The sequence below is a fragment of the uncultured Campylobacter sp. genome (assembly GCF_938018145.1).
Taxonomy (GTDB): Bacteria; Campylobacterota; Campylobacteria; order Campylobacterales; family Campylobacteraceae; genus Campylobacter_A.
In genome coordinates, this window is the sequence record NZ_CALIII010000296.1 from 1 (window position 1) to 10,639 (window position 10,639).

General features: G+C 47.0%; 14 protein-coding genes. All 14 read left to right on the top strand.

Annotated features, from left to right (window positions below; translation table 11 throughout):
* The coding region (locus tag Q0338_RS06855) for a 3'-5' exonuclease (protein ID WP_298086107.1) at positions 1-962 on the top strand (962 nt) is incomplete at its 5' end.
* 118 nt (positions 963-1,080) lie between these two features.
* Positions 1,081-1,902 (top strand): tRNA pseudouridine(55) synthase TruB, encoded by an 822-nt coding sequence (gene truB / locus Q0338_RS06860; RefSeq protein ID WP_298086108.1) that lies wholly within the window; start codon positions 1,081-1,083, stop codon positions 1,900-1,902.
* The gene (gene csrA, locus Q0338_RS06865) at positions 1,896-2,126 is read left to right on the top strand and encodes a carbon storage regulator CsrA (protein ID WP_298056579.1); all 231 of its coding nucleotides are present in this window, start codon (positions 1,896-1,898) and stop codon (positions 2,124-2,126) included. The genes truB and csrA overlap by 7 nt, the downstream gene beginning before the upstream one ends.
* Complete coding sequence (locus tag Q0338_RS06870) at positions 2,126-2,869, top strand: 4-(cytidine 5'-diphospho)-2-C-methyl-D-erythritol kinase (RefSeq protein WP_298086109.1); 744 nt, start codon at positions 2,126-2,128, stop codon at positions 2,867-2,869. The genes csrA and Q0338_RS06870 overlap by 1 nt, the downstream gene beginning before the upstream one ends.
* Positions 2,870-2,880: 11 nt before the next feature.
* Positions 2,881-3,336, top strand: a complete 456-nt coding sequence (smpB, locus tag Q0338_RS06875) for an SsrA-binding protein SmpB (RefSeq protein WP_298086110.1) — start codon at positions 2,881-2,883, stop codon at positions 3,334-3,336.
* A 9-nt stretch (positions 3,337-3,345) separates the two neighbouring features.
* Positions 3,346-3,558, top strand: coding sequence for a 4-oxalocrotonate tautomerase family protein (locus Q0338_RS06880; protein WP_002946585.1), 213 nt, complete (start codon positions 3,346-3,348; stop codon positions 3,556-3,558).
* Between the two features lies 1 nt (position 3,559).
* A complete protein-coding gene (locus Q0338_RS06885; RefSeq protein WP_298086111.1) occupies positions 3,560-4,174 on the top strand; it encodes a TlpA family protein disulfide reductase in 615 nt (204 codons plus the stop codon).
* Positions 4,164-4,475, top strand: coding sequence for an ATP-dependent Clp protease adaptor ClpS (locus Q0338_RS06890; protein WP_298086112.1), 312 nt, complete (start codon positions 4,164-4,166; stop codon positions 4,473-4,475). The genes Q0338_RS06885 and Q0338_RS06890 overlap by 11 nt, the downstream gene beginning before the upstream one ends.
* Positions 4,476-4,518: 43 nt before the next feature.
* The gene (locus Q0338_RS06895) at positions 4,519-6,684 is read left to right on the top strand and encodes an AAA family ATPase (protein WP_298086116.1); all 2,166 of its coding nucleotides are present in this window, start codon (positions 4,519-4,521) and stop codon (positions 6,682-6,684) included.
* 18 nt (positions 6,685-6,702) lie between these two features.
* Positions 6,703-7,362 carry a leucyl/phenylalanyl-tRNA--protein transferase gene (gene aat / locus Q0338_RS06900; protein ID WP_298086113.1) on the top strand — a complete coding sequence of 220 codons (660 nt, stop codon included), beginning with the start codon at positions 6,703-6,705 and terminating at the stop codon, positions 7,360-7,362.
* A 55-nt stretch (positions 7,363-7,417) separates the two neighbouring features.
* Positions 7,418-7,855, top strand: coding sequence for a flagellar basal body rod protein FlgB (gene flgB / locus Q0338_RS06905; RefSeq protein WP_298086114.1), 438 nt, complete (start codon positions 7,418-7,420; stop codon positions 7,853-7,855).
* A 9-nt stretch (positions 7,856-7,864) separates the two neighbouring features.
* Positions 7,865-8,362, top strand: a complete 498-nt coding sequence (gene flgC, locus Q0338_RS06910; RefSeq protein WP_002946576.1) for a flagellar basal body rod protein FlgC — start codon at positions 7,865-7,867, stop codon at positions 8,360-8,362.
* A 5-nt stretch (positions 8,363-8,367) separates the two neighbouring features.
* Complete coding sequence (gene fliE, locus Q0338_RS06915) at positions 8,368-8,670, top strand: flagellar hook-basal body complex protein FliE (protein ID WP_002946574.1); 303 nt, start codon at positions 8,368-8,370, stop codon at positions 8,668-8,670.
* Positions 8,671-8,673: 3 nt separating this feature from the next.
* Positions 8,674-10,521 carry a penicillin-binding protein 2 gene (locus Q0338_RS06920; protein ID WP_298086115.1) on the top strand — a complete coding sequence of 616 codons (1,848 nt, stop codon included), beginning with the start codon at positions 8,674-8,676 and terminating at the stop codon, positions 10,519-10,521.
* The last annotated feature ends 118 nt before the right edge of the window (positions 10,522-10,639 follow it).

Sequence of the window (10,639 nt, forward strand, 5' to 3'; positions counted from 1 at the left end):
TCCCGTATAAAATGGTCGGCGGAGTTAAATTCTACGAGCGCGCCGAGGTCAAGGACGTCATCAGCTACCTAAGGCTAGTCGCAAACGAGAACGACGACTTCTCGCTAAAGCGCGTCATCAACCGCCCAAAACGCGGCCTTGGCAAAGTAAGCCTCGCAAAGATCGAAAAAATCGCCTTCGAGCATAAATTTTCGCTATTTGAAGCGATATCAAGCCTGGACGAAAACGACAAGGATCTAAGCAAAAAGATCGTCTCAAGCCTTGGCGAATTTGCGGCAAATTTAAGAGAGCTAAAAGAGTGCGACTCGCCCTATGAGCTAGTGGATAAACTAGAAGCGAAATTCGGCATCAAAAAATACTACGAGAGCTTGCCCGACGGCTCCGAGCGCGTGGCGAACATCGACGAGTTTTACGCTACGATCAAGGATCAAATCAAGCAAAATCCAAGCTTTTCTATCGAGGAGTTTTTAAACGAGATCGCGCTACAAAGCGAGCAGGATAACATCGGCGGCGAGGCGATCTCGATCATGAGCATCCACGCTAGCAAGGGGCTTGAGTTTGAGCATCTTTTCGTGATCGGGCTTGAGGAGGGATTTTTCCCGCTGCTGGGCGACGGTAGCGACATCGAGGAGGAGCGACGCCTAGCCTACGTCGCCATCACCCGCGCTAAAAAAACGCTAACGCTAAGCTTTGTAAATTCGCGCTTTTATAAAGGCCAGCGAACGAGGCTGGAAAAGAGCAGATTTTTAAGCGAAGCAGGCGTTTGCAGCGGTAGCCTCATCATCCAGACGCAAACGCAAGCCGCGGGCGAATACAAAAAAGGCGACCTCGTCAAGCATAAAATTTTCGGTATCGGGCGCGTAACGGCGGTAACGAAGATCAAAAAAGAGCTAAAACTAACGATAAATTTCGGCGGAATCAGCCGCGAGATAATGTCTAGCTTCGTCGAAAAAGCGGTGTGAGAATGGGCAAATTTGAGGCTAGGCGCGCCAAAAGCGGCGTCAAATTTGATCAAATTTATGCGCTCAAATTTGATGCTCGCGAATCAAATTTAACGCAACCTCCAAAGGTCAAATTTAAATGAACGCGCTTTTCGTCGCAAACAAGCCAGCCGGCATCAGCTCAAATCATTTTTTAAGCAGGCTAAAGCGCAAATACGGCGTCAAAAAGGCGGGCTTTTCGGGCACGCTTGATCCCTTTGCTAGCGGCTGTCTCATCGTGGCTCTAGGCAATCACACGCGGCTTTTTAACTACATAGATAAAACGCCCAAAATCTACGAAGCGACCATGTGGCTGGGTGCGACGAGCACTAGCCTAGATAACGAAAATATCGAGGATATCACGCTTTGCCCGCCGTTAAATTTAGCCGACATAAAGGCGGCGCTAGCCGAGCTAAAAGGCGAGATCGCCTACGTACCGCCCAAATTTAGCGCCAAGCACGTAGACGGCAAGCGCGCGTACGAGCTAGCAAGAGCGGGCGAAGAGTTTGAGCTAAAAAGCCAAACGATGAGCGTTTTTGACGTAAATTTGACTGCGTATATGCATCCGTTTTTGAGCTTTCGCATTAGCGTTAGCGAGGGCTCGTACGTGCGCTCGTACGCTCAAATTTTAGCCGAAAAGCTTGGCGTAAAAGCAACTCTAAGCGCGCTAAAACGCGTAAGCGAAGGTAAATTTATTTACGAAAACGAGAAGTTTTTAAATCCGCTTGATTATATTTCGCTACCGCAAAACGAATATCTAGGCGATCCCGCGGACGTAATGCTTGGCAAAAAACTGAGCGTAGAAAAGCTAAAATTTGGCGCCGAGGGGCTATATTTAATAAACTTTGATGAATTTTTTAGTATCATTGAAATCAAAGACGAAACCGTAACATATAAACTAAATAAGGTCGAAAAATGCTAATACTCGCAAGAAAAGAAGACGAAAGCATAATGCTGGGAAACGATATCAAAATCACGGTCGTAGGTATCTCAAAAGGCGGCGTAAAAATCGGCATCGACGCGCCTAAAAATATGATGATCCTGCGCTCGGAGCTAGTAGAAGACGTAGCGGCGGAAAACAAACAAGCCATAAACGGCGCGGGCGAAGCGAGCCTAAAAGAGCTGAGCGATAAAATCGTAAAATAATGAAAAGCTACGCGAAAATCAACTCCTTTTTAAAGATCGTCGGCACTCGCGGCAACTACCACGAGATCGTCTCTCGCTTTGTTTTGCGGCGCGAGATTTACGACGAAATTTTCTTTGAAAAATCTAGCGGCTTCGCGCTTGAGTGCGATAACGAAAATATCGAAAATAATATCGTTTTAAAGGCTAAATTTGAGCTTGAAAAAGCGGGCTTTAAAAACGAGCTGGACGAATTTTTCGCCTCGCATAAAATCGTGATAAAAAAGCAAATCCCTTTAGGCGCGGGCCTTGGCGGAGGTAGCTCAAACGCGGCTACGTTTTTAAAGATGGCAAACGAGGAGTTAAATTTAAAACTAACGCGCGAAAATTTGATGAAAATAGGCGCGAATATCGGAGCGGACGTGGCGTTTTTCGCTAGCGATTTCGAGGCGGCAAACGTCGGCGGTATCGGCGAGATAATAAGCGAATTTAACGACGAAGTGCCAGAGGTAGAAATTTTAACGCCTGACGTCTTTTGCTCGACGCCAGCGGTTTACGGCGAATTTAGGGCAAATTTTATGGATAGTATCGATGTAAATTTGGCGGCAAATATGCGCGAGATGACGACGGCGCAGCTGCTGGAGCGATACGAAAATCGCAAACTAAACGATCTTTTTGCGCCGTGTTTTAAAATTTATCCGCAGATGGATAAATTTAAAGATTTTTTTCTAAGCGGTAGCGGTGCGAGCGTGTTTTTCTTAAAATAAAAAGGTAAAAAATGGGTAAGGATTTAGCCAAAAATAAAAAGGCGCTGTTTGACTTTAGCATTATCGAAACCTTCGAGGCGGGCATCGTGCTAAAAGGCAGCGAGGTAAAGGCTCTGCGGGCGGGCCGCGCAAACCTAAAAGATAGCTTCGCGCGCGTGATAAAGGGCGAGCTGTTTTTACTAAACGCGCACATCAGCCACCTAAATACGACGCACTCGGCGTTTCGCCCTGACGAGCGGGCTCCTAGAAAACTACTGATGCACCGAAAGCAGATAGATAAAATTTTCGGTCAAGTCACGCAAGAGGGCCTCACGCTAGTCGTTTTAGCGCTCTATCTAAACGATAAAAATATCGTAAAGGCGCGCCTTGCGCTGGCAAAAGGTAAAAACCTGCACGATAAGCGCGAGACGATAAAACGCAAAGAAGCCGACAAAGAAGCGCGCGCGGCGATGAAAAAGTATATCTAAGGAAACAACGTGCCGTACGTAAATATAAAAATCACAAAAGAAAAAGAAGCCGTAAGCGCCGAGCAAAAGCGTGCGCTCATAGCCGGCGTAACGAAACTGCTGGGCGATACGCTAAAGCGCGACGCGAGCAGAACCGTCGTCGTGATAGAGGAAGTTAGCACCGACGACTACGGATTTGGCGGCGAAAGCATAACCGAACTAAGATCAAAACAAGGAAAATAATATGAAAAAAAACATAAAGGCGATTTTGGCGGCTTTGGCCTGCGCGATATTTTTAGCAGGCTGCGGCGAGGACGAGACGGCGAAAGCTCCCGTAAAGATAGAGGGCTATAAAACGGGCGAGGAGATCGCGCTAAAGAGCGTGTTTGGCAAAGACCTCACGCTAAAGCGCGTCGAGGGCGGCTTTGTTATCAAAGGCGACGAGGATAAAATTTTGATGTTTGATATATTCGGCACGTTTTGTCCGCCGTGTCAAAAAGAAGCTCCCGATCTCACCAAATTTCAGATCGACAACCTAAACGACTTTACGATCGTGGGGCTAACGCACTTTGAAAACGTCACGAACGAGTACGTAGTAGAAAATTTCGCGCAAAAATACAACGCCTTTTACTTTATCTCAAACGATATAAAGACAAACGACAAGCTTTCGGCGCAAATTTTAGAGGATATAAAATACGAGCGGCTTGAGAGCGTGCCGATAAAAATGGTGCTAAAAGGCGGCGTATATCAGGAGCTAACCGACGTAGATAGCGGAAAATTCGGCGTGAAATACTACCTAGGCGGCATCCATCTAGACGCGATGACAAAGGATTTTGAAAGAATAAAAAATGCCCGCTAAAACCACCACCGAGCGGGAGCACGGCATCGCTGTAAAAGAAAAACCTGAATTTCCGCGCAAATTTAAGGTTGTTTTACTAAACGACGACGTTACGAGTATGGATTTCGTCGTGAGCGTACTGGTCGAGATTTTTCACCACACAGCCCAAAGCGCGGTAACCGTGATGTTAAAAATCCACAACGAAGGCAGCGGAGTGGCGGGCATCTACAATAAAGAGATCGCCCAAACCAAACAAAACCAAACGCTAAAAGCCGCAGCCGCCGCGGGCTACCCGCTAAAGGCCGTCGTCGAGGAAGAATAGCCCGCAAAAACGGGCGCGCAAAAGGCGCAAAGAGGAGGAAATGATGTTTGACTCGGATTTAAGCTATCTTTTGGAAAAGGCCGGGCAGTTTGCCTACTCGAATTTTCACGAGTATCTAACCAGCGAGCACGTGCTTTTCGTGCTGGTAAATTTAAACGAAGAGACTAGAGATATCCTAGTAGAGGCCGGACTCACCGACGTCGAGGGACTAAAAAGCGATCTAAAAAACTATCTACTGCAAACCAACGAGCAGGTGCCGCACCACAAACAGCCGCGCATGACGGTGCTTTTGGAGCAAATTTTTAAAGAGCTAAACGCCGAGCTAAAGGACAAAAACGTCGGTATCAGGGATTTGCTCTTTAAAATCGCGGCCAGAGGCGACACGTACGGGGCTAAAATTTTAGAATTTTACGACGTCGATCCGCAAAAGATCAAACACCACGCAAAAGACGACAAGCAGACTCGCGCCAAAAACTTCCAAAACCTCGCCAAATACTCGTCAAATTTAACCAAACTAGCCGCCGATGGCAAAGTAGATCCGATTATCGGGCGAGAAAACGAGCTAGCAAGGCTAATGCAAACGCTAAGCCGCCGCAAGAAAAATAATCCAATCCTAGTGGGCGAAGCGGGCGTTGGCAAAACCGCCGTAGTCGAGGGGCTCGCGCTAAAAATCGCAAGCGGCGAAGTGCCGCAGCGGCTAAAGCAGGCGCAAATTTTCGCCCTGGATATCGGCGCGATGATAGCGGGCACGAAGTACCGCGGCGACTTTGAAAAGCGCCTAAAAGACGTGATGGACGAGGTGGCCGAGCAAGAGGACGCGATAGTTTTTATCGATGAGATCCACACTATCGTGGGCGCGGGAGCCACGAACGGCGGCGGGCTTGATATGTCAAATTTACTAAAACCGGCTCTCGCAAACGGCTCGCTTCGCTGCATCGGAGCGACGACGTACGCGGAGTATCGCAGCTTTTTTGAAAAAGAAAAAGCCCTCTCGCGCCGATTTGCTAAAATCGACGTCGTAGAGCCTAACGCGGACGAGAGCGTCGAGATCCTAAAAGGGCTTCGCGCCAAATACGAGAGCTTTCACGGCGTCAAATTTAGCGACGAAATTTTAGCTAAAAGCGTGGAGCTAGCCAAAAAATACCTAAACGATAGATTTTTGCCAGATAGCGCCATCGATCTAATCGACGAGGTCGGCGCGGCTCTAGCCCTGCAAAACAGAAGCAAAACCGTAAAAATCTCCGATCTAAGCGCGGTTTTGAGTAAGATGGCAAATATCCCGGATACCAATCTAAAATCGGACGCCGCGGCAAATTTGAAAAATCTAGCCCAAAGGCTAAAATCTGAAATTTTCGGCCAAGACGAGGCCGTAGATACGCTAGTAGCGGCGATCAAGCGCTCGTATGCGGGGCTAAAGCAGCCAAACGCGCCCGTTGGAGTATTTTTATTTACTGGCTCAAGCGGCGTGGGTAAAAGCGAGCTAAGCGCGGCTCTAGCGCGAAATTTGGGCGTGCATTTCGAGCGGTTTGATATGAGCGAATACATGGAAAAACACAGCGTCTCGCGTCTCATCGGCGCGCCTCCGGGATATGTCGGGTTTGAAGAGGGCGGCATACTCACAAACGCCGTTAAAAAGCACCCTTATAGCGTGATTTTGTTTGACGAGATCGAAAAAGCTAGCGACGAGATGATAAACGTCTTTTTGCAAATTTTTGACAGCGCAAGCCTCACGGACAACACGGGCGCAAAGAGCGATTTTCGCAACGCCGTCATCATAATGAGCTCAAATTTGGGCTCAAAAGAAGCGCCGACGCTAGGCTTTAGCAAAGACGAAAGCGGTAAAGCAGACTCGGCGGTAAAGGGATTTTTCAGCCCCGAGTTTCGCAACCGCATCGATAAAATCGTGCATTTTAACGACCTTAGCGAGGACGCGCTAAGCCTCATCGCGCAAAAAATCATTAACGAGATAAACTCAAGCCTCGCCGAGAAAAAAGTCGTCATAAAAGCCTCCGCCGAAGCCAAAAAATACCTCTGGCAAAAGGGCTATAGTAAAGAATTCGGCGCCAGAAATCTAAAACGCCTGGTCCAAGACGAGATCTCAACCAAGCTTAGCGACGAGATACTTTTCGGCGCGCTAAAAAACGGCGGCGTCGCAAACATCACGCTAAAAAACGGCGAGCTGGCGTTTAAATTTGAAGCCATAAAATAAGCGGTCGCGGGGTCAAATTTGGAAAAAATTTATAACTTTCCCAACCCCGCAAATGCTCCCGCAAACTCCCCTCTAGCCGTCGGCGGCGATTTGAGTGCCGAGGCTCTTTTGCAAGCTTACGACAAAGGCATTTTCCCGTGGTTTTTGCCCGGCGAGCCTATATACTGGTGGTCGCCCGATCCTCGCGCGATGCTGATTCCAGGCGAAGTAAGGGTGCAAAAAAGCATAAAATCGGCGCTTAAAAAATTTGAAGTGCGGTTTGATTACGACTTTGAAAATTTCCTAAAAATCTGCAAAAGCGAGCGCGAAAAAAAGGGGCCCACGTGGCTAAGCGAGGATATCGTGCGCGCCTACGTAAATTTGCATCATCTCGGCGTCTCGCACAGCGTAGAGGTTTATGAGGATGGCGAGCTAGCGGGCGGACTTTACGGGCAAATTTTCGGTAAGGTCTTTTGCGGCGAGAGTATGATCAGCCTAAAAACCGGCGCGTCAAAGGTCGCACTCATCGCGCTTTGCCGAGCTTTAGGGCCGTTTGATTTTCTAATCGACTGCCAGGTTATGAACGAACATCTAAAATTTATGGGCGCAAAAGCGATGAAGCGAAGCGAGTTTTTAGCCAAATTTAACGAGCTAAAACAGCAGCCTAGCGGGTTTAGCGAATTTCAAAATTTACTTTAAATTTGGAACGTCTTTTGCTTATTACCTCGTAAATTTTAGAGAAAAAGGTAAGAAAATGTTCGCAGGTATCCAAACCTCAAAATCAAAACCGCTCGTAGAAAGCGCGCTGGCAAGCAGAAATTTACGCCAGCAAATGATTTCTAGCAACATAGCAAACATCGATACGCCTTTTTACAAAGCCCGCGACATCGCGTTTGAAGCGGCCTTGTCGCAAACAGCGCAAGAGATCTACGGCAAAGACGAAAATAAAATTTTAAAACTCGCGCAAACCGACGACGCGCACTTTCCTCGCGTGGATTTTCCGGCGTCAAACGGGGCGACGATATTTTTACGCGACGGACACATGGCGCGAAACGACGCAAACACCGTCGATCTGGATGTCGAGATGACGGAGCTTAGTAAAAACGCGATAATGGTAACCGCGCTTGATCGCGCCATGAGACAAAGCGGCCAGATATTTAAAAACGTGATCGACGCTAGCAGTAAAATTTAAGGATAGATTATGAGTAATTATTTAAGCGACTTTGATATCAGCGGATACGGACTAAGCGCCCAGCGCTTTAGAATGAACGTCATTAGCTCCAACATCGCCAACGCAAACACCGTGCGAACGGCGGAAGGCGGCCCATATAGACGCCGCGAGGTGATATTTAAGGCGGTTGATTTTGATAGCGTGCTAAACGACGAAGTGGCGAAAAAACATAACTTGCTCGAATACGAGAACCCGCTAGACGATAAATTCTATACAAAAGACGCAAAACCTGCTATAATGAGCGTCGTAGTTGACAAGATAGTGCGCGACGATAAGGATTTTAAGCTAAAATACGATCCGTCTCACCCAGACGCCGACGCGAGGGGCTACGTAGCGTACCCAAATATCAATCCCGTCATCGAAATGGCGGATCTGATCGAAGCCACGCGCGCCTATCAGGCAAACGTTTCGGCATTTCAGTCGGCTAAAACGATCGCTCAAAGCGCGTTAGAATTATTACAAGGTTAAATTTTATGACAAATATAGATAAAATCGGCTCGGTCGCTTCACCGTTTGAAAAAAAAGAAGCAAAGACTCTGCAAAATCAAAAAGGCGAGTTAAATTTCGGCGACATGCTCGATAACTCGCTAAAAGAGCTAAACGAGATACAAATCAACGCAGACAAAGCCATCGCCGATCTAGCAACGGGCGAGGTAAAAGACCTGCACCAAGCAGCCATCGCCATCGGCAAGGCTGACACGTCGATGAAACTCATGCTAGAGATCCGAAATAAGGCCCTAAGCGCATACAAAGAAATCTCAAGAACGCAAATTTAAACCTTGAATCAGCGAAAATCAAAAACAATCGCTTTATTTGCGTTTATTCTATTTTTTATCTGCATATTTTTGGCAGTTATCTTTTACCGAGCAAATATCGAAAGACGACTACCAAAACTTGAAACTAGCGACATAAACACGGCCCTACGCGGCAACATCATCACAAAGGACGGCTTTAGTATTACCGGTAGCCAAAAGCTCTACAAAGTGATGGTAGATACTAGAAACATCGACCCCGATAAAAAAGATCTATTTATCAAGCTTTACTGTATATATAGCGGCGACGATATCAAGCGCGTAACTAAAATCATCAACAGCCAAAAAGGCGCCGTTACGCTATCCTATAAGATCGATGCCAAGGGCGCGGCGTATCTACAGGAGCTATCAAAAAAGCTGTATAGAAAAAAAATCTTTATCCCGTACGAAGACCCAAGCACCGGAGCTGCGATACTGCGTAATATGAGCATAATAGAAAGCGGCGAAAGCAGGCAATATGTCGCTGCCGACGCGCTCACGCCTATGATAGGCTACGTAAAAAAGGTCGAAAAAGACGGTATCACCAAAACAGAGGGCGTAAAAGGCGTAGAAAAAGCCTACGAATACTACATCTCCTCGATCCAAGACGCCAAACTGATAGGCCCGAAAGATATCGGAAACAACATCATTCTTACGAGCGATTCAAATTTAGCTAACCGCGTGGACGGATACGATATCATCCTAAACGCCTCGCTTAAATTTCAAACCAGACTAGAGCAGATCATCGACGAAAAAAAAGAATTTCTAAACGCAAAAGAGATAATCGTAGGCATAATGGACTCAAAAACGGGTGGCCTACTAGCACTTGCCAGCACATCACGCTACAGCCCGGCAAACATCAGAAAACAAGACTACAAGTCGCTAAACTCCTCGGCAACCGAGTACGCATACGAGGTCGGCTCGGTCTTTAAACCGTTTATTTTCGCCATCCTTTTAGCAAACGACAAAATCAATCCGCTCGAGCGCATAAACACCTACAACGGCGTCTACCAACTAGGCAAACGCACGATAAAAGACACGCACCCAGAGCCATTTCTCACGGCTGAGGATATCATCGTATACAGCTCAAATATCGGCATGATACAAATCGCCCAGCGCCTAGACGGTTCTCAAATTTACTCAGGGCTTTTAAATTTCGGCTTCACGCAAAAAACAGGCATCGATATGCCATACGAGCAGGTCGGAAACATGCCGCCAGTAGCCAAGCTAAATTCGCAAATTTACAAAGCCACGATCAGCTACGGATACGGCTTGCAAGCGACTTTTATCCAGCTTTTAAAGGCGTATAACGTATTTAATAACAAAGGCGTGATGGTGACACCAAAGGTCGTGGACTCGCTCTATAAAGACGGCAAATTTTTCGTCGTAAACGACCCAAAACCGGTCGAAGCCATAAGTCAAGAAGCGGCCGAGAGGATGAAGCGCATCCTGATAAAAACCGTCGAGATCGGCACCGGCAAAAGAGCGAAGGTGGAGGGTCTAGAAATCGGCGGCAAAACAGGTACCGCACACATCGCCACGACCGGTGGCTACGCAAATACCTATAACGGCTCGTTTTTCGGATTCGTCAACGACTCACAGGGCAATAGCTATACGATAGGGGTTTTAGCCAGAGAGCCGAAGAAGCCATATTATTATTTCGGCGCACAGAGCGCACTACCGACGTTTAGAGCGGCCGTAGAGCTGATGGTCGAAGAGGGATTTTTAAAGCCTGATCAAAATTTGACTGCGCCGGAGCAAGCTACGCTACCAGCCAAAAATACAGAGAAAAAAACCACAAACTCAAATTCTAAAAGCAAGCAAAAAAAGAATTAACTCTCAATCACTCATATACAATAGGCCCAATTAAACTTAAGCGGATTCTCTCTTATCAATTTTAACAGTTTCTGATATAAGTTTTCCTGTGTAGTTTTAGTATTATATCTAAATTCAC

Excerpts from the sequence above, each read along its gene's own strand:
- truB (WP_298086108.1), top strand. The coding sequence starts at position 1,081 with ATGAACGCGCTTTTCGTCGCAAACAAGCCAGCCGGCATCAGCTCAAAT.
- csrA (WP_298056579.1), top strand. The coding sequence starts at position 1,896 with ATGCTAATACTCGCAAGAAAAGAAGACGAAAGCATAATGCTGGGAAAC.
- Q0338_RS06870 (WP_298086109.1), top strand. The coding sequence starts at position 2,126 with ATGAAAAGCTACGCGAAAATCAACTCCTTTTTAAAGATCGTCGGCACT.
- smpB (WP_298086110.1), top strand. The coding sequence starts at position 2,881 with ATGGGTAAGGATTTAGCCAAAAATAAAAAGGCGCTGTTTGACTTTAGC.
- Q0338_RS06885 (WP_298086111.1), top strand. The coding sequence starts at position 3,560 with ATGAAAAAAAACATAAAGGCGATTTTGGCGGCTTTGGCCTGCGCGATA.
- Q0338_RS06890 (WP_298086112.1), top strand. The coding sequence starts at position 4,164 with ATGCCCGCTAAAACCACCACCGAGCGGGAGCACGGCATCGCTGTAAAA.
- Q0338_RS06895 (WP_298086116.1), top strand. The coding sequence starts at position 4,519 with ATGTTTGACTCGGATTTAAGCTATCTTTTGGAAAAGGCCGGGCAGTTT.
- flgB (WP_298086114.1), top strand. The coding sequence starts at position 7,418 with ATGTTCGCAGGTATCCAAACCTCAAAATCAAAACCGCTCGTAGAAAGC.
- flgC (WP_002946576.1), top strand. The coding sequence starts at position 7,865 with ATGAGTAATTATTTAAGCGACTTTGATATCAGCGGATACGGACTAAGC.
- fliE (WP_002946574.1), top strand. The coding sequence starts at position 8,368 with ATGACAAATATAGATAAAATCGGCTCGGTCGCTTCACCGTTTGAAAAA.